Here is an 18,741-nt window from a genome sequence, read left to right as displayed (position 1 = left end):
CCCGGGATGGCGCGTCCTTCGCGGCCGGCTTTCGTGGCAGTACGGCGCAGCGGAGGTGGTTGCCGGAGCGAGTGCGGGAGTTCGGATCGACGTGCGGTCTCGTCCGTCGACCGGTGGGGGTTGCTCACCACCGCTTGGCGCGGCCCCAGGTCCGCACGCAAGGCGGGCTGGTGGGCGGTTGCGCGCCCGAAAGCGTCTGCGCGCACAACGCCTGGGCCACGTTCGCGTGGTGCCGTCGCAGCGCGCTAGAGGCGGTTTCGGGCGGCCGCCGCGTCCCTGAGCCGCCGCTCGACCTCTTCGGCGAACTGCCGGGGCAGCTTCGCGGGGGGGTACTGGTGGTAGCGGTGGAGTAGTTCGCCGGTCTCCCGGTCGAACCCCATCTCGGCCGGCCAGGATTGTCGGCCGGAGTTGCTGCGGATCAGCAGTTCCACGTAGAAGCCGGTCACAGAGACGATCGTGACGCCTTGCATGGTGGCCGCGACGTCGCGCACGACGGCCTCGAACGCGCGCTCCTCGGCGGTCGATGCGCGGCCGTCGGACGGCTCTTCGGTCGCGGCGTCGCGGGCGTATCGGTAGTCGCTGACGGCGCCGGCGAGAAGATTCACCGCAAACGCGGCTGTGAGGCCGAGGGCGGCTCGCATCGGGGTCAGGCCCTTGCGTGCCCCGGCTGCGGGCGTTCGAGTGGGTTGGTCGGGCACGGCGGCCGCCTTTCCGGTCCGGAGGAACCGGTGCCACGGTAGCGGCCGGGCGGTCGCCGCGCCGGGGTTCGGCGGTTCTCGTCCGGCGACCGCCTCGGAGCGGGCCCTCGGCTTCCTCGACTCCGCCCGATCGGGGTGTCGGTGTCGGGTGTGGCGCCTATCTTGGGGCCCGGTGCGTGGGTGTTCGAGGGGGGCGTGTGGCGGGCGGCGGCGGTCAGTCGTGGCGGTACCTGTACGAGCGGTTGGGCGAGAAGCCCTTCCAGCAGTTGTGCAACGCGTTGCTCGCGCAGGCCTTCCCGAACGTGCGGTGCTATCCGGTGGGGCATTCCGACGGTGGTCGGGACGCGGTCGACCCCGGCGGGGACCGGAAGGTGATCTACCAGGTCAAGTGGTCTGCGCGCGCTGAGAAGAACCCTGCCGGGTGGCTTGAGGCGACCGTCAAGGCGGAGGCCGCCAACATTCGGCGGCTGGTCGCCGAAGGCGCCGACGAGTACTACCTGATCACGTCCGTCGCGGGCACTGCAGTGCCCAAGGCGGGCAGTATGGACGTTCTCGACGAGGCTTTGAAGCGCCTGAGCAAAGCATTCGGTATCCCGATGACGGTGTGGTGGCGCGCGGACGTCGACGCGCGCGTGGACGGCGCGCCCACGGAGCTGAAGTGGGCGTACGCCGACATGCTCGCCGGCCACGACCTGATCCGGTACCTGATCGAGAGCGATCGGGTCGCCGCCCACGAGGACGCGTTGCGGGACCTGTTGTTGAGGGTGATCGCCACGCAGTGGGACGAGGACGCGAAGGTGAAGTTCAAGCAGGTCGAGCTGGACACCCACCGTCTCGACGACCTGTTCGTCGACGTGGAGGCGACGCGGGTCGCCGCTCCCCGCGCGGTCGTCGGGTCCCGGTCGGACCGCCAGGACGAGTTGGGCGGCGCGGCGCGCTACCTCGCGGACACACTCCAGCCGTTCGCCCTGGTCCGGGGGGAACCCGGGCAGGGCAAGTCCACGCTGGGCCAGTACCTGTGCCAACTGCACCGCGCCGCGTACCTGCCGGACGTCGCCGCGGCCGGCGCGCCGGTGATCGAACGGCCGCGGATGCCGCTGCGGGTGGACCTGCGCGACTACGCGGCCTGGTTGGCCTACCGCGACCCCTTCGGCGACGAGGACGACTCCGACGGCCGAGCCACCTCGGGCATGCGCGCGCGAGGCTCCCTGGAGACGTTCCTCGCGGCGTTGCTGCGGGCGCGCAGCGGCGGGCTGGCCGCGGACGTGGGCACCGTGAACGACATCATGCGCCGGCTTCCACTGCTGTTGGTGCTCGACGGCCTCGACGAGGTCGCAGGCAGCGACACGCGTGTACGGGTGGTCAAGGAGATCGACGCGTTCACCGCCCGCCTGCGCGTGTGCCAGCAGATGCCGCAGGTCGTGGTGACCACGCGGCCCAACGCCGCCGGTCTCGCGGAACCGTCCGCGGACCGGTACGAGACGCTCGTGTTGTCCCGGCTCAGCCCGGAGCTGCGCGCGGCGTATCTGCACAAATGGGCCGATGCCAGGGGTGTCCGGGGCCGGGAACGCCGGTCGTTGGAGCGGGTCTTCCGGCAGCGGTCCGCCGAGCCGCACATCGCGCAGCTCGCGGACAACCCGATGCAGTTGACGATTCTTCTGTACCTGATCCAAAAGCGCGGGAACTCGGTGCCCGCGAGCCGGACCGAGCTCTACATGTCCTACATGGAGACGTTCCTGGACCGGGAGGCGGAGAAGACCCCGGCGGTGGACGAGCACCGCGTGGTCCTGGAGGAGGTCACCGCGTTCCTGGGCTGGCTCCTACAGTCCCGGGCCGAGACGCGGGAGGGCAACGGGCTGATCGCCACCCGGAAGCTGAAGAAGGAGATCCTGACCTACCTGTTCGACGCGGAGAAGGAGACGTCGCTGGTCGAGGACCTGTTCACCGGGGTCACCGCCCGGGTGTGGGCGTTGACCAGCAAGGTCGAGGGAACCTTCCAGTTCGACGTGCAGCCGTTGCGCGAGTTCTTCGCCGCCCGATATCTGTACGCGTTCGCCGGGGCGGACCTGTCCGGGTTCGACAAGGGTGACGTGCTGCGGGAGTTGGTGCGTCGCCCGTACTGGCTCAACACCACCAGGTTCTACGCGGGCTTCGCACAGCCGAACGAGTTGGGCGGGATGATCGAGGTCCTCAAGGACGAGTGGGCCAACCCCACGCGGCTGCGGCAGGTCCGTTTCACCGCGTGGGCCCTGCTCGCGGACGGGGTGTTCCGATCCCGCACCCGATCCCAGAAGAGCGCGGCCGAGCTCTTCCTCGACCCGCTCAGCGTCCGCCTGGTCAACCACGCCCTCGACACGGGCGAGATCCCCCCTCTCGGCTGGGAGTCGGGCGCGAACGACCTGACGGCCGCGCTGCTCGACCAGGTCGCCTCGGACCCGCACTCGGCCGCGACATGTGAACGTCTCGCCCTCACCGGGAAACTCGTCGCCGAGGAAGGCGTCTTCGACACCTGGTGGCTCCCCCGCATGCGCGCCGCGATCGGGACGAGCGACGAGCTCGTCTGGTTGACGATCGGCGCGACCCTCACCGCCGCGTCCCGGACCGACCCCGCCGACCTCGAATGCCTGAACCTGGGCAATCCTCGGATCGCCGCCGCGGCCGTCGCCGCCGGCGTTCCCGTGGAAGCCGGCTCCGAGGCGGAGAAGGCCCTGGTGCGCGCCGTGCTCGACGGACACTGCTCGGACCTGGACTGCGCCTCGCTCACCGGCTTCGCCCACGACCTGCTCAGGGTCGCCGCGCCGCAACACTTCCTGCGCAAAGCACAACCCGTCCAGCGCACGGCGGCTTCCGGCCCTGGGCCGCTCTACCGCGTACCCGTACGCCACGCCGACCGCACGATCGGCGGCAACGAGCATCGAGCGGCCCTGACCAGACTGCAGTCGCGCAACGACCGCTTCGCCCGGGTGCGACAGGCAACGAAGTTCGGTCGAGGGCAAAAGGGCACCACCTCGCCCTGGGTCAACACCGCACGCGCCCTCGCCGACATGTTCGGGCCGTGCTGGCTCGCCGCCGAGATCGCCGTGATCGGTGCCGCCACGCCACCCACCGCATTCGTCACCGGAGGCGACATCACCCCCGGCTCCAGCCCCCTCGGCCCGAATCCGGACTACGGACGACTCGTCCAGGACGTCCGCAGCTTCCGCGACACCCGATCCTGGTGGACGACCCAGTACGAGCGGCACCGGGACCCGCTGTCCCGCGCGACCTGGGTACTGGCCCTGCTCACCGTCGCCTCCGACGACGTCGTCGAGGAGCACCTGACCCGTGTCGACGAGGCGATCCGCGCGCTGCCCGAGGAAACACGCCGAGCCCTCGTCCTGAGCTCCAGCCGCATCGGGGCGTCCGTGCCGATCTCCGAACAACGAAGCAGGACCACTCTGGCCGGGACCGACGGCGTCTCTCCCTTGACCGCCCTGCTTCTTGCCCACCACGTGCAATCGGGGACGTACTCGCGATTCACCACCACCGCCTCGAGGGACATGGCACCGTACGAGGCCGCAGCCTGGCCCGCACTCCTGGGACTTGGCTTCCAGATGGCAAGCAGCCTCGACGAAGACGTGCTTGCGGCGTTGCGGGCGCACGGACCCCATGGCATCGGCTACACCTTCCACCCCCCGGTATACGACGCGACCACGGCCGACGTTCTCGGCCCCTTGGTGGCCCAACCGTTCGACTTTCCCCTGGAGTGGGTCCTGGGTGTCGAGTCCGCGCTCGCACGCACCGGAAACGACGCGCTCGGCGAAGTCGCCGACGCCGACGGCTGGTTCCGATAGGAAGCGGGCACAGGCAAGGCTGCCGGTACATCCCCGATGCTCGGACGCCTCGCAGAGCCGCATCCCCGACAACGAATGGCGCAGCTTTTCCTGCGCACACGCGAACTCGGGTCGGCCCCCCTCCGGGCGCCGGACCTCGTACGAGTGGCGGACGGGTGTTCGCTTTCCCGTGGAACGTGAGATCGTTTCCCGGGCCGGAGTTTCGGGGACCGCGCCTGTGGTCCGTGCTCAGTTGTCGAAGAAGTCTCGATCAACCGAGGTGAGCAGGGTCCTCACCTCGTCCGGGTTGTTGAGGATGCGGTGCAACACGCCGTGTAGCCGCCGCAGCGGTTCGGGCCCGGCGGAGACAACGCAGAACATGCCCCCTTCGCAGTCGTAGTCGAGGTCGTCGGCGATCTCGGTCAGCTCATTGCCGACCGCGAGTTGCGCAATCCCCTCCCACAGGTAGCCGTTGCCCTCGAAGCCGAGTGCGTCGAACAGCGAGTGGAGATGACGCCAGTCCATGTCCGACAGGGTCAGGCTCCATGTGTCGTCGGAGGGGTGGTGAAGCAGGTGGAAAGGCTCTGCAATCTGCATGCCGGGGATCATATGAGTGCGTTCGGACAGGACTGTTGGCCGCTCGACCTGGTGCCGCAGCCCGGTCGGTCAGGGCTGTTTGCGGTGGAGTGCAGTCGTACCTCGCGGCCGTTCCCGTCACGATGCTCGCCGGGGTCGACCAGGCGCTCGCCTCGATCCCCACCCGCTCCTCCCCCACCACCGGCGGCCGGCTCACCGCCCTGCTGGGGCGCGCCCGCCGCCTGTACGGCCAGGGCGATCACGCGGCCCTGATCGCGGCGTTGCCGGAGTTGCTCGCCGCCGGGCACACCCACGCCGACACCGCCACCGGCGACCAGGGCGTGTTCGCGCGTCTGGCTGCGTGCTACGACCTCGCGACCGAGACGCTCTCGAAGATCGGCCACTATCAGCGGGCGCGGACCGCGGCCGACCGGGCGACGGTGTACGCGCACCACAGTGGGTCGCCGTTGGCCGCCGCCGCCTCGGCGCGGATGCTCAGCATCGTCTTGCGTCACCAAGGGCAGGAGGCCACCGCTCAGCGTGTCACGCTGGAGGCGGCCGCGCGGGTGGAGGCCACCGGGTTGACCGCGCCGGAACAGGCCGCTGCGTACGCCCAGATGTTGTGCACGGCCGCCTATACGTGCGCCGGTGCCGGGGATCGGGCGAACGCACTGGAGTTGATGGCCGACGCGAAACGCGCGGTGTTGCGGGTGCCGTCCGGGCCTGAGGCCCGGACGGTGTTCACGGTGACGCCCGCGTCGGTGGGGTTGTACGAGGTCGGGGTGCTGTACTCCCTCGGCGACGCCGGCGCGGCCTTGCACGCCGGCCGCGATCTGCGCCCGGGGCAGTTCCCCACCGCCGAGCGGCGCGGACGCCTACACACCGACCTCGCCCGCGCGTGGTGGCAACTCGGCAAGCCCGAACAGACCGCCGTCGAACTCACCGCCGCCCACCGGGAGGCGCCCGGCGAAGTGCGCGACCGGCCCTCCATCCGCCGCATCGTCGCCGACCTCACCCGACGCCACCCGAACGCCATCGGCGTCCGCGACCTACGGGCCGCCACCGGGGCACGCTGAAGTCGCCGCGCACGCAGGCCTGTTCGTCGTTTTCATCGTTCGGCTACGCCTTCCCTGCGGCGGCGCATTCCGCAAGGTAGCCGTGCAGGTTGCGCCGCTCGACGAGTCGCCCGCCCAGAGGGGGCGGGAACTCCCCCGGGGGGAGGAACACTCCGTCGCAGCGGCGGCAAAACAGGCGTCTCCAGATCGCCCATCGCCGACACCACTGCGGATGAGCCACCCGATACCGCTTCCGGTACGCGACCAGGAACTACGCCCCCACGGCGAGCCCCACCGAGGAGGCCGCCGACCCCAGGACGGCGTTGATCGCGATACCCGTCACGAACATCACCACGAGCGCCGCGACGATCGCCTGCCTCCAGCCGCGGGCGGCCCACGGGCGCGGCGGCGGCCGCAGTGAACGCGACAACGACGTCCGCGTCGTACCGGACGCGCGGATCGTCCCGACCGCGCTCTGCATGCCGTGGGATCCGTGCACCCGCACGGACGTTCGTCCCACGGATCTCGTGACGCTCACGCCGCTCTCGTAGAGGCCTTGAACCCGGACGACCTGTTCGACGCTTCCGCAACTCGGGCATGGGACCACAGGGGACCTTCCTTCCGTTCGAAGGGTTCGCGCGCGACCCGTACGCGCGACGTGTCGATCACGGGGTCGAACCGGGCGTGGTCGGATGGTGGCCCTCCCCGAGTCCGGCAAGGGCTGTGCGCGGTCCGCGGTGTCCCAAGGGAAGCCACAGCGGGCCTGCCGGGGAGGTTCCGGTGCGCCACGCTCCCGTGGCGATCTGCACCTCGCCGAAGGAACCCGTCAAGGTGGCGCGGGCGTCCGACTCGCGGAGCGCGGAAGCAAAGACGAGCAGCACGATCGGGACGCGGCGTCCGAGGGGTGTTTCGCCGTCGCGACGCCGGGGGCGCACGCGCGTGTACCGGGCCGCCCGATGCGCGAGACGATCCGGTTGCCCGGTTCCGGTGTCGTACTCCAGCGCGACAATCGACCGCGCGGGGCCTTCGCGCCAGATCAGGATCGCGTCGGGGCGGTCGAGGCCGCGCGGGACGTCGATGTCCGGGATCTCGCCTGCTCCGTACCACGATTCGACGGCCGCGTCGGGATGTGTGCGGGCGTGGGATTCGAGGGCGGCGCGGAAGGCGTCGACGCCGAGGCGGCGCGCCAGGCGCGATCCGCTCATCAGGAAGAGCAGGCGGTCGTCGAGGGCTCGGCGGGCGGCCGGGCCGGGCTCCTCGCCGATCTCGACGGCCGATACCGCGGCGCCGGCCGGGGACAGGATGAAGTGGAACGGGTTCGACCCGCTTTCCGCGTAAGGCCGGAAACGGTGGACGGCTCCCTTGTCCTCCAGGTCCTTCATGCGGCGGCGAGCCGTGCTCGGGCTGTTGAACACCATCTCGGTGATCTGATGCGAGGTCAGGACGCGATGCGTGGAGAGCGCGCGCAGGACCAGGCGTTCCTGGTCGGTCAACTGCTCGGCGAGGCCCCGGATACGGGACCGCGCCACGTTGCCGGCGGGCATGTGAACACCTCTCTGTGAATGTCGAAACAGGCAGGCCGGTGCGGACGGGGCAATCGCGAAGCGGGTCGGGGAATCGGCAGGGGTCGGTCGGCGGGACGACGGAGCGGATCGAATCGGCTCCGGGGGGCTGCCGACCGGGAGGAAGGGACCCCGTCAAGGGCGGGGCGAAGGGGTGCCGTCACGACACATGGCGACGGCAGCGGCTACGAGTGCTCTGCACGAGGCCGGTTCGTCGGTTCTTCGCTGTGCGCGGCGATGCGTTGCCGCCGCGGTGTCGGTGACACCCGGCGCGCGGGGAACGAGGGTCCGCGCCACGAGAGGCCGGACGGAAACGGAAAGAGTTGTGCCCCCGAATCCATCTGCTTTCGCAGGATCATTCGAGGGCTACAACCAAGCACTGCCAAGGGCTGTGTGCATGCAGTGACAGTGATCCGAGGCTTACGGCGATAATTTTACCAGGAGTCAAGCCACGATTACAGGAGTCGCCGGCCGTACGGTCCTTGCGGTCGGCCGCACCGCATGCGATTCGCCATCCACGGCTTGAACGAGTCCGAGTCGGAGTGCAGCAGATCGGGGACCCGGTCGCCGAGTGAGGCGGTGTCCGGACGTGTGCGGTTCCTCGAGGTCTCCTCGTTCGGCGCCCCTGGCACGGGGTGCGGCGGTGCCGGTTGTCTCGTTCCGGCCGGCCGACCCCGCAGTGCTTCGCTTTCCGGGACGTGGCTCGGGCAACGGCCGTGGCGATGTCGGCGGGGGCGTGTACGTTCGGGCGTGGCCGTCGGAGACCTTGCCTCCCCACCCGGGTCCGACCGCCACGATCGGCCCGCCGGCCACATGTGCGCACCCCCCTCGGCCGGCGGGTCGACCGGCGTCCGGGCCCGCGCGGGGGTCGGGCCACGTCCGGGACCGCCGCCCGTTCGACACACTCGACCATGACCGTCACCCTCCGCGGTGACCATGGCCCCCGCGCTCGACCCCCTTCGAGGGCTGTCCAACCCGCCCGCGCCGGCATCGGTCGGTGGCGAAGCGTTACTGGCCACCACCACACTGATCCCATACGATCTAAATCGGTCATTTCGTGTCATTTGGCGAGGAGCGTTTATGCGGGCGACATGGAAGGGATCCATCTCGTTCGGGTTAGTGAGCATCCCGGTCGAGTTGTATCCCGCAACCGTTTCGGAGAGTCGCTCCGCGGCGCATCAGGTGCACGTGTAGGTTCTCGTTTTCCGTTGCATCTCGTCTCGCTCTGACCAGGCACTTTTCACCTTGTTCCGGTCTGTCACAGTGAGCCGCAGTCTCAATAACAATGGCCCCTTACTGACTGTGATCGCATGTCGGGTGGGCGTTCGGCTGCCCGGTTTTCGAGTAGCTGGCGAAGGCACCGGATCTCGGCGACCAGACGCGGGGCTTGTTAGCGGGCGTTGGCGATGAACCGGGCGTTCTCGTCCCAGCAATGACCGGCGACGTCGACGTAGCGCGGGTGTTGGACGAGAGTCGCGGCCACGATGCCCTGATGGTCGAAGGCCGGCCAGCGTTCGCCCAGTCCGGTGTCGGGGAGAGGGCTGATCGCGACGAGGCTCACGGCCTCGTCGTCATCGAGTTCTCGCACGTGCCACGGGCCCGGGGCCGCGGCTGCGGCAAGCTCCTCGATCTCGGTCAGGTCTTCGTCCGTCACAGGCTCGGGAAGGTTCGTCACGATGTCGGCTCCTCGCGTTCGGACGTGGTTGCGTGGCCCCCCTGCCGCCGCCATCGTCAAGCAGGACGAGCGCGGGTACGGGCGGCACTCACGTTCGAAGGCTGCTGACGGGCCTTTCGCCGCACCCGCCGCTTCCTTCGGACGAGACGCCCGTTTCCCCGACCGCCGACCTGTCGCACGACCTGCGGCGTGCCGTCGACGACGGCGACCTCGAACACGACGCTGCCACCCGCCTGGCAACCTATGCCGTGACGCCGCGCTTCAACGGCGGCTGACCGCCGTCCGACGCCCCCGAACCACGCGCGGACGACCCTGGCTCTTGCTCCGACATCCACCTGGGCGCCGCGAGTTCGACCCGGCGGTTCACCCACTCGGATCATCGGCTTCCGTTCTGCGGGGATCCCGCCTCTACGATGCGGCTCGTGTCGCCCCCACGCGACACGACGGTGCGCGTGTGGGTCACCCGTGGCCGCGGGCCGTCGGCCGGTCGTGCCGTCCGGGAGAGTCCCCGACGGGTGCGTGGGGTGAAGCGACGCGGGGCGCCCGCACGGCGGGCACGACGCCCGCCGGCGGGAGCCCGCGGGGAAAGGAAGGCCCGTGATGAATGAGGGCTCCGGCGGTTCGGGGAGGATGACGCCCCCGGTGGTGACCGCCCGGGCGGAGGCTTCGGCCCGTGAGGTGGACATCGCCTCCCGCTATTGGACGTGGGTCTCCTACGGCCTCGGGGAGACGACGCGTTGGGCCGAGACCGTGTCGGGGATCGCACCGGACGCGCGCATGATCGCGCTGACGTCGGCGGAGGCCGTGGTCCCCGGGCATGCGTGCGCGCGATGCGGCGGGCCGCTGACGTTGTCCTCGCGCGCGGCCTTCGAGCGGGTGTACCGCCTCGGGCAGCGGGGCAGCGAGAGTTGCGTCGACTGCGACACGGACGCCCGGATCGAGTTGGACAGGTTCAGCGATCCCGTGCGGCAGGCGCGGCAGGAAGCGAGCCGTGAGGCCGCGCAGGCCCGGGCGGACACCCAGGCCCGGTGCGACGCGGCGCGACGGGCGTGGGAGAGCGCTCGCCGGGACCGCCTCGCCCGCAAGTACGCCGACGCCGCCGTGCCCGACGCGATTCCCGAGGCGGGTGTGCGGGAGGAGACGGTGGCGTTGGCGCTGCTGCGGTACGCGCCCGATGCCGGACTGATCGCCCCGCTGTCGACGTGGGCCGTTACCCTGTCCGCCGCCGCGGACGAGCAGGCGGACCTGATCGCCTCGACCGTGCATGCCGGCCTGCTGGGGATCCACGCCACGTCGAGCGTCGACGCGTTCGTGTGGGAACCGGCCTCGTTCGACAAGGCGCTGCGTGCCGCCGAGGGCGTCTACGAGGAGGTGCAGCCGGCCGAGCTGACGGGGAGTTACTACACGGCCAGGGCCACGCACTACAGCCCGCACGGGTCCCATCCGCTCTCGCCCGCAACCCGCCCTGACCAGCTAATCACACCCCCTGCACAACGGGGGAGCCCATTTCGCCTCGTGGCGTGTTGTGCGGGCTGTGCCCCGCGGCAGAGACAGGGAACGGCTCCGGTGGCGGCAACGCGCGGCCGGAGCCGTTCCCGTTTGTCGCGCGGGCGGGGCTCCGGGGCCTACTGGGTGTCGCCGTCGGTCGCGGGCCATGGCCTCCCACTCCTGGCCAGGGCGCCGTGGCTTCCACGCGGCGACGGCGGCGCTTCCATGCCGGCCGTTCCCCGTTCGTTGCGCGGCGTCGATCTACATTTCACTCGACCGAGTGTTAACCCTGAGACTGGGCCCCGCCAGAAAATTCCCTAGAAATCGAAGCTAACCTGACCGAAGCGTCTTCATCTGAGGGTCAAAACAGTTCAACCCCAACCTGTTGGCAACTTGCACCACATGCGCAGATGTCATGTCTGCGCTACTCCACGCAAGCGCGATGTAAACATAAGGCCCACTTGCCCCTTTGGAAAGTGGTGTTGCAGCCCAGGGCGTATCGTCTCCGGTATCCCTATCAGGCCAACGCTCAGTAAGGGCTGCCAGAAATTCGGCGATAACGCTAACCATTGGGAACAGTTCCTCGCCGTCAAAATATTCGTCGTAGAGGCGACTATGCACCCTAGCCGCTTCGCGGTCACTGGATGGAACATCCCCTTGCCAAACCGCCAGATCGTAGCTCATCTTTCACTCACCTCATCTCTCCGAAAATAGGGCCCAGCAGTTCCCATGCTTCCTTCATGGGAACGCCTACCATGCCTTTGCCCCGCCATAAAGGATCACGTTGACGTCGGCCTGCGGAAGCAAATCGCCGCTCTTCAAACCCCAACTGCTAAGCTTGTCGGACCGCAGAATGACATTCCCGCCGTCCCCAAGTTGCCCATATACAGTCTTTTGCTGTGGTGACATTCCGGCTGATGGACCATTCTTCACTTCAAAATACTCGGGCGCACCCAAGCCGGGACCCTTCTTCGTTGCCACGACGTCAACATACGATGTCGTCCCGTCTTTAGCTTCAAGCTTCACGTGCGTCCCCATGATCGTGTAACCCCGGTCCTGAAGCTCCTGGAGTGCTCTTGCTTCGCCCTTAGCTCCCTTGGCCGGCCCGCACGGTCCTCCGCTGTTGTGAACGAGGACTGGCGTATCGCCCGCCAGAACATAGTATGTGTGGTCGTCATCAACGGTGAGGTCGTGTGTGCGCTGCTGCGCGCGAAACTGCCGGACGGATCCTACCTGGACCCACGCCTTGCTTGAGGTCTGGAGCCATTGGCCCGGCTTCAAGTCGCCCGCATTCACCCACTGCTTCAGGTCGGGAACCCAGAAGGGGTGGTTGACGGTGGCGATGATGGAGGCGTTGCCATCGTCCGTTCTGACGGTGAGATCGGCGAAGTCTTTGTCGTCCTCGGTGGTGATGGAGGCGAGGACGGTGCGTGGGTTGGTTTCGCCGGTTTCGGAGTCTGTGGCCAGGACGATGTCGCCCGGTCGGACTTCCTCGATCGGTTTGGTCGATCCGTCGGCCAGTTGGAGTTCGGTGTTGGGGACGAAGCTGTGCCCGCAATCGCCTCCCTTCGGCGCCTTAGCGCCCTTCCCACCAGTGATCCCGCCTGGCGGAATTCCCGGCCCGACGCCGTCGAATGCCTGCTTGGCGGCGATCTGGGCGTCCCATTTTTGGCGCAGCAGGAAGCTGGCGAAGTCGTTGTCGCAGTCGACTTCGAGGCAGGCTTGGTACATGTAGTTCGTCTGGTCGAACCATCGGTTCTCGGCGCTCTGCATGATGAGGTCGAAGCGTTTGTAGTTGACGATCCTCAGGTAGTGCGTCCGGAAGTTGTCGCCCTTCTTTCCCTTCGGAATCCGGTGCGACATGTCGACGCCCCGCGGGTCGACGTAGTCCGAGACCTCGTTCTCCTCGGGTTCCCAAGGAATCCTGACGGGCTGCGGGGGCGGTGGGGGTTGGTTCGAAGCTGGTGTTCCGCCAGCGCCGCCGCGGCCTCCCCTGTAGGGAATGCTGCGGTCAGGGTCGCCGCCACAGTCGCATTCGGCGAGGCCGGTGGGGTCGCTGTAGGTCAGGGGGTTGTTGCTGCTGTAGGTGTAGCCATGCATCTGTTGCGCGTCGGTCAGGTCCATGAGCGGATCGACGCTGATGAAGCGGCCGAGAGCGGGGTCGTATTCGCGGGCGCCGACGTGGGTGAGGCCGGTGGCGTCCATGGGCTTGCCGAGGAAGCCCTTGTCGTCGGGCCATTGGCCGTTGGACTGGGTGGGCTGTGCGCCTCGGGGTTCGCCGAAGGGCTTGGACTGGCGGCGGGTGGCGGTCAGGGTCGCGGCGTCGAGGGTGCTGGTGGGGGTGCCGTGGTGGTCGGCCGCCATGTAGGTGAGGGTGGCCGGGCCGTTGCGGACGACGGTGGCGCCGCCGGCGGTCGGATAGTAGCGGGTGCCGACGACGGGGCCGGATCCGTCGGTGTTGGTGGTGAGTTCGTCATTGCCGAGGTAGAGAGTGGTCTTGCCGTTCTCGCGGCGGACGACGCGGCCTCCGTCGGCGTCGAAGACGTAGTCGCTGTTGCCCGTCGCGGAGGCGACGGTGGTGAGCTTGTCCTCTTCGTTCCAGGTGAGGGTCTGGAGGTTGGCGTCGCCGCCGGGGCGGGTCTTGGTGTTGCCGGCCTGGTCGTAGGTCAAGCCGGTGGTCACGGCTTCGCGGGTGCCGGTCCTGACGGTGACGGTGTCCAGGCGGTGCGTGCGGTCCGCAGGCAGGGCGCCCGCGCGGTAGTCGTACTCCGTGGTGACGTTCTTGGTGGGGTCGTTGGTCGGGTCGTGGTCGACGAGTTTGGTGCGGTTGCCGACGACGTCGTAGTCGAACGACTGCCAGTACGGATCCGCGCTGCCGACGGTCGACGCGCTCGGAGTCTGCGTGGCACAGCCGCCGATGCCGGGGACGCCGGGCGCGGGGAGGGTGGTGGTGCCGGCGGTGTCGGTCCAGGCCTCCTTGAGGCGGCGGTGACCGTCGTAGGCGAAGCATTGGGTGTCGGTCGAGGTGCCGTCGCGGACGGTCTTGATGGAGGTGACGTCGCCGCTGGGCTTGTAGGTGTAGGTGGTGGCGTCGACGCTGGCGGTGGTGCCGGTCTCCTTGTCCCACTTCGTCGACAGCAGGCGGCCCGTCGCCGAGTCGTATGCGGTCGTCATCGCGGCCTGGCGTGGGGTGGAGCCCAGGACGGCGCGGATGTTGCGCCCGAAGACGTCGTAGTCGGACCAGTTCAGGTACGAGTCCTTGGTGCTGCTGCCGAGTGCGCCCAGTTGTCCGGCGGGTTTGTAGATGTAGTTGAGGTTCTCGGCGGGGAGTCCGCCGCGGGAGGGCAGGACCGCGTAGACGGGTCGGCCGGTGACCCGTTCGTAGAGGGTCTTGGTCTCGTAGGTCCCGGCGAGTTTGCCCTCGGTGGCGGGGATGGTCAGTCGGGTGCCGGAGGGCCGGTAGGAGCCGGTGTCGAAGCCGGTGATCTCCGAGACGTACCGCGCACCGTTGAGGCCGCCGATGTAGCGGGTGGAGCCGTCCGCCTGGCCCTTGGCGAAGCGGTCGTACGACCACGACGCGAGGAGGTTCTCCGCGGTCGTCGTCGCGCCCTTGTACAGACCGGTCTTGCGGCCGAGGTCGTCGTAGGCGTATGTGAGCTTCTGGCCTCGGGCGTCGGTGGTGGAAGTAATCCGGCCGACCTTGTCGTAGGCGGTGTCCGAGGGACCCTTGTCCGGGTCCTCGACGTGGGTCTTTCGACCGAGGAAGTCGTAGGTGTACTCCCACTTGTTGCCGCCTGCGTCGGTGACGGTCTTCAGTTCCTCGCGTCCGTTGTACGAGTAGGTGATCTTTGTGTAGTCGGTGCCGGTGGGGACTCCGCCGTTGTACTCGCGCAGTTCCTGCGGCTTGCCGCGGGCGTCCGAGATCGCCAGGGTCGCCGTGCCGCCTGCGGGGGGCGTGGTGGCGACCTGGTCGGCGCCGGCGTAGGAGGTGCGCGTCTCCCACTGCTTGACCGACAGCGACGTGAACGACTCGACGGTCTTGCGGCCCATGCCGTCGTAGATCACGGCGTTCTGCGCGGGGACCTCGTTGTCGTTGGCGACGAACACCGTGGTCGTTGGCGCGGATGTGTCGTCGTAGTAGGGCTGGTTGGTCTTGAGGACGCGGCCGAGGCTGTCGTGGAAGGTGTCGGTGACCACGCGACCGGTGGCTTGGTTCTGGGTGCTGCTCTGGGTCTGGCGTTCCTGGAGGAACGCACCCAGGAGTCGGCGCGAGGTCGCGTAGCTCTTGTCGACGCGCTTCGTCTCGGTCGTCACCACCGACGGGGCGTTCTTGTTCACCTCGTAGGCGAAACGCACGTCGGCGTCGCCCGTCTTGGGGTGGCCGGGCTTCCACACCGCCAATAGACGCCCGAGCGCGTCGTACTCCTGCTCGACCACCAGCCCGTTGACGTCGATGGCCTTGACGGGCAGGTTTCGGGCGCCGGCGGTCTCCAGGGTGGTGGTCCAGCCCTTGGGGTCGGTGGCGATCGTCTTCGTCGGCATCGCCCCCGCGGCCGGCTCGTAGACGGTGGTGGTCGCCTTGTTCTCCGCGTCGGTGACCTTGATCGCGCGGCCGTAGGCGTCGTACTCGGAGGTGGCCGTGGTCAGCCACTCCGGGGTGCCGTCCGGCTTGTACGCGACGGCGGCCTCGGTGGTGGTCACATCCCCGATCGCGCCGACCTGGCCCGGGGGCAGTTTGTCGTAGGAGGTGCGCGAGAGCGCGTACACCGATGTCGCGGTCGCCGGTGTCGCGCAGTCCCCGGTCACGGAGACGACCTCGGTCGGCTTGCCGATGATCCACGCGGCGGTGTTGTGCGCGTAGGTCGTCCTGGTGCAGAACGGGTCGAGCCCGTCGGCGAAGTCCGCGACCGCTGTGGGCAGTCCGTACGTGCTCTCGTGGGTCGTTTCCTTGCGGGTCTGGCGCCAGGTGTCGTCGGCGAGCAGGTTGCGCGTGCGGGTCAGGTCGGTGCGGGTCATCCGGGCGGTGAGATCGGGAAGGCCCCGGGCGCGTTTGTGGGTTGCGGACGCCTCGGAGATCCACGGCCTGTCGGAGGTGGTCGCGACGACCTTGTTGCCGACATCTGCGCCGTCGAAGGTCTGCTTCTCGTAGCCGAAGCCTTGGAGGGCGTCGTGGTCGGTGATCACCGTGCCGGCGGAGTCGGTCACGGTCACCGCGCGTTTGGTGCCGTCCTTCTTGACGTCGCCGTCCATGCCGCGCAGGAACAGCGCCTTGGACTGGGTGATCCTGTCCGGGGCGACGCCGGAGCGGGTGATCACCTCCGCGTAACCGCGGAAGTCGTTCCAGGTGCGCTTGTCCTTGGACTTGGGCCTGGAGGCTTCCTTGTCCTCGGTGAGCTCCGAGTCGTCACGGTGCCAGGCCGCGCCGCCGAGGTATTCGTAGCGGGTGGACTTGTCCGGGGCGTGGGTCGTCGGGTCCTGTTCGGTCACCTCGGCGACCGTGTATTTGTGGAACCAGTGCTGGACCGGGTCCGCGTCGCCGTAGCTCCACCACACCGGATAGCACGCCTTGGTGTTCGTGTCCGGGGTCGGCAGGTTTGCCGTCGTGCACTCGGCCGGATTGAAGCGGAAGGTGGTCAATCCGCCGGTCTCGTTGGTGATGGTGGTGAGGCGGCGTCGGTTCATCGGGGGCGCCATGTCGCCACCCGCATCGACACGGTTGGGCATGAACGTGCCGGTGAAGTCCACCGACGGCATGTCGATCTTCTTCGCACCGTCGTAGCCGGTGCGCGTGATGGACTTCAGCCACAGCGTCGCAGTGGATCCGTCACCCGGGTCGGGGTAGTCCTGGTCCAGGGCGTACTCGTCGACCGTCTGGTAGCCGGAGCCCACCAGGATTTGCGTGGTGATCTTCGTCAGGCGACGGGTGGAGAAGTAGGTGGGGCTGTACTGCTCGCAAGTCCCGGTCGCCGCACAGACCTTGTCGACCGGCACGTCCGGCCACTTCGCCGCGTTGGCCTTGGTCATCTTGGCCGGGTCACAGTCGAACCCGTCCTTGACCAGGCATCGCTCCGCCGTGTCGAACACGATCTTCGCGGTCGGCTGTCCGGTGTCGGTCAGCTTCGAACCGTAGGTGATCCTCGCGAGGGTTCCACCGCGGCTGTAGGGGGTGACGGTGCCCGAGCCGACCAGGATCGCGCCGCGGGTGTAGTTGTTCTTCTCCTCGTTGTACGAAAACGTGACCAGGCCGCCGCGGGTGTCCACGACGTGGTCCAGGTTCCAACGCCAGGCCTGCTGGCACCAGGACGCGTCGAATCCGGACGTCTTGTTGCACGGTTCACCGGTGTTGTTGCCGTAGACCGGGGCGGTCCAAGTCGAGTTCGTCGCCGGGCCGGTGTTGCCGCCGGGTTTGTGGCCGACGCCGAAGAAGTACTGGACACCGTTGGGCGTCGTCAGCTTCCAGTGTTCGCCGTCGTCGTCGCCGTTGCTCGCGCCGGTGAGCAGTTCGATGCGGGAGCCGTCGTCGTTCGCCAGACGCCACGCCTTGGAGACGTCGTCGCGCAGCAGCGTGGAGGAGCTGCCGTTCAGGGACAGGGTCAGCGAGTTCTGGTCGGACCAGCACTTCTCACCGGACTTGTCCTGGCCGTCGCGCGCGCACGACTGGTAGGAGCGCTCGACGAAGCCGGGCGCGTACTCCCAGCCCTCGCCGATCCACGACGCCTGGTTGTTGGTCGAGGTGCCCTTCCCGTCGATCTGCCCGGAGTTGTAGGCGAGATTGATCTGGGGGGCGGTACCACCGACCGCGGTGGGCACCACGATCGGGTAGGACCAGTTCATCGTGCCGGAGTTGCCGCCGGCGGTCCACGCTCCGGACGGGGTCAGCGAGGTGGCGGTGTAGTCGCCGGAGGGGCCGGAATCGGCCGCGGTGGCCGCCAGCACCATCCGCCCCGAAACACCGGGGGCAGCTGCGGGAAGTTCGACGGCGGCGGTGACGGTGCGCGTCGCCGCGTTGTTGCGGGAGGTCTCCAGCGGGGTGTTCACCCGGCACTGGGCCTGGTCGGGGGTGGTCAGCGCGCACTCGGGCAGCGTGGACAGCCGCAGGCGGGTGGACCAGTCGGCGCCGAACGCGTCCCGGAAGCCCGCGTAGTCGAGGGAGACGGTGACCCGGCCGGCATCGGTGCGGCCGTCGGCGCGGGCCACGCTCAGCACGACGCCGTCGACGCCTGCCTTGTCCGCCGTGGCGCGGTCGGCGACGGTGACCTTGACCTTCGCCGGGGCCGCAGTCGTCCCGGGCGCGGTCGGGGCGGCGCGGTTGAGGAACGGGGCCGGGGCGGCCGCGGGGGTCGTGACGCGGACGGGGCCGCCGGCGACGCGGCCGTCGGTGGGGGTGGCGTACAGCGCGGAGAAGCCGGACGCGCGCGGGGCGGTGGACTCGGGCGCGGGCACCGTCTCGGCCGTCAGCGGCTCGGGCCACACGACCTTCCCCGGCTTCCACGACCCGTGACCGTCACCCGCCGGGCGCCGCACATCGGACTTCGGCGCCTTCGAGCCGCCCACCGGCTTGGTCTTGGGAAGTTCCCCCGGAGACCACGAGGGTTTCGCGTCGTCGGGCACCACCCACGGCAAGGCCTGCGCCGGGCCGGCCGAGGCCAACAACGCTGCGACGGTGGCCGCCACCACGACGCCCCGACCCGCGGCACGCCCGCGTCGGGAACCGGCACCGGTCCCCCATGTCCACACGCTCTTGCCACGCACGCAGCCGCCCGCCGTTCCCGCCCCCGAGCCGGGCGAAGAATCCAATGGAATCCAAATGAGGAGCGCAACGTATGGCCCGAACTTCCCTGCCGGCAAAGGTGATTCGCGACGCGCGTGTGAGGT

11 protein-coding genes are annotated in these 18,741 nt (G+C 68.9%); 4 read left to right on the top strand and 7 right to left on the bottom strand.

Annotated features, from left to right (window positions below; all coding sequences use genetic code 11):
- Positions 1 to 245 precede the first annotated feature (245 nt).
- On the bottom strand, positions 246 to 698 hold the full coding sequence (locus tag ACZOOI_RS29740) for a hypothetical protein (RefSeq protein WP_465278721.1): 453 nt from the start codon (positions 696 to 698) through the stop codon (positions 246 to 248).
- A 197-nt stretch (positions 699 to 895) separates the two neighbouring features.
- On the opposite strand from ACZOOI_RS29740, the gene ACZOOI_RS29735 reads away from it, so the two are divergent.
- On the top strand, positions 896 to 4,531 hold the full coding sequence (locus tag ACZOOI_RS29735) for an NACHT domain-containing protein (RefSeq protein ID WP_465278720.1): 3,636 nt from the start codon (positions 896 to 898) through the stop codon (positions 4,529 to 4,531).
- Between the two features lie 228 nt (positions 4,532 to 4,759).
- On the opposite strand, the gene ACZOOI_RS29730 is transcribed toward ACZOOI_RS29735, so the two are convergent.
- Positions 4,760 to 5,107: an Imm51 family immunity protein gene (locus ACZOOI_RS29730; protein WP_465278719.1), complete on the bottom strand. Its 348-nt coding sequence runs from the start codon at positions 5,105 to 5,107 to the stop codon at positions 4,760 to 4,762.
- Positions 5,108 to 5,196: 89 nt separating this feature from the next.
- Here ACZOOI_RS29730 and ACZOOI_RS29725 point away from each other — a divergent pair, with 89 nt between their 5' ends.
- A complete protein-coding gene (locus tag ACZOOI_RS29725) occupies positions 5,197 to 6,162 on the top strand; it encodes a transcriptional regulator (RefSeq protein WP_465278718.1) in 966 nt (321 codons plus the stop codon).
- Positions 6,163 to 6,412: 250 nt separating this feature from the next.
- On the opposite strand, the gene ACZOOI_RS29720 is transcribed toward ACZOOI_RS29725, so the two are convergent.
- The 3 genes from ACZOOI_RS29720 to ACZOOI_RS29710 form a co-directional block, all read right to left on the bottom strand.
- Positions 6,413 to 6,661: a hypothetical protein gene (locus tag ACZOOI_RS29720; RefSeq protein ID WP_465278717.1), complete on the bottom strand. Its 249-nt coding sequence runs from the start codon at positions 6,659 to 6,661 to the stop codon at positions 6,413 to 6,415.
- Positions 6,662 to 6,806: 145 nt separating this feature from the next.
- A complete protein-coding gene (locus tag ACZOOI_RS29715) occupies positions 6,807 to 7,685 on the bottom strand; it encodes a replication-relaxation family protein (RefSeq protein WP_465278716.1) in 879 nt (292 codons plus the stop codon).
- Between the two features lie 1,408 nt (positions 7,686 to 9,093).
- On the bottom strand, positions 9,094 to 9,378 hold the full coding sequence (locus tag ACZOOI_RS29710; protein ID WP_465278715.1) for a hypothetical protein: 285 nt from the start codon (positions 9,376 to 9,378) through the stop codon (positions 9,094 to 9,096).
- Between the two features lie 32 nt (positions 9,379 to 9,410).
- Between ACZOOI_RS29710 and ACZOOI_RS29705 the strand changes: the two genes are divergently transcribed.
- Both ACZOOI_RS29705 and ACZOOI_RS29700 read left to right on the top strand, forming a co-directional pair.
- Entirely contained in the window at positions 9,411 to 9,653 is a 243-nt protein-coding gene (locus ACZOOI_RS29705; protein ID WP_465278714.1) for a hypothetical protein, read from the top strand.
- A 325-nt stretch (positions 9,654 to 9,978) separates the two neighbouring features.
- Positions 9,979 to 11,187 carry a hypothetical protein gene (locus tag ACZOOI_RS29700; protein WP_465278713.1) on the top strand — a complete coding sequence of 403 codons (1,209 nt, stop codon included), beginning with the start codon at positions 9,979 to 9,981 and terminating at the stop codon, positions 11,185 to 11,187.
- A gap of 9 nt (positions 11,188 to 11,196) precedes the next feature.
- Here the strand turns inward: ACZOOI_RS29700 and ACZOOI_RS29695 are convergent, their stop codons facing one another.
- Positions 11,197 to 11,550: a hypothetical protein gene (locus ACZOOI_RS29695; RefSeq protein ID WP_465278712.1), complete on the bottom strand. Its 354-nt coding sequence runs from the start codon at positions 11,548 to 11,550 to the stop codon at positions 11,197 to 11,199.
- 66 nt (positions 11,551 to 11,616) lie between these two features.
- Positions 11,617 to 18,540 (bottom strand): RHS repeat-associated core domain-containing protein, encoded by a 6,924-nt coding sequence (locus ACZOOI_RS29690; RefSeq protein ID WP_465278711.1) that lies wholly within the window; start codon positions 18,538 to 18,540, stop codon positions 11,617 to 11,619.
- Between the last annotated feature and the right edge of the window lie 201 nt (positions 18,541 to 18,741).

Source organism: Embleya sp. L77, from assembly GCF_055557415.1.
This window is presented reverse-complemented; position numbering and strand designations above follow the sequence as displayed.

Bases quoted from the DNA above. Each gene is read 5' to 3' on its own strand.
- ACZOOI_RS29730 (WP_465278719.1), bottom strand. From the start codon at position 5,107: ATGCAGATTGCAGAGCCTTTCCACCTGCTTCACCACCCCTCCGACGAC.
- ACZOOI_RS29715 (WP_465278716.1), bottom strand. From the start codon at position 7,685: ATGCCCGCCGGCAACGTGGCGCGGTCCCGTATCCGGGGCCTCGCCGAG.
- ACZOOI_RS29700 (WP_465278713.1), top strand. From the start codon at position 9,979: ATGAATGAGGGCTCCGGCGGTTCGGGGAGGATGACGCCCCCGGTGGTG.
- ACZOOI_RS29695 (WP_465278712.1), bottom strand. From the start codon at position 11,550: ATGAGCTACGATCTGGCGGTTTGGCAAGGGGATGTTCCATCCAGTGAC.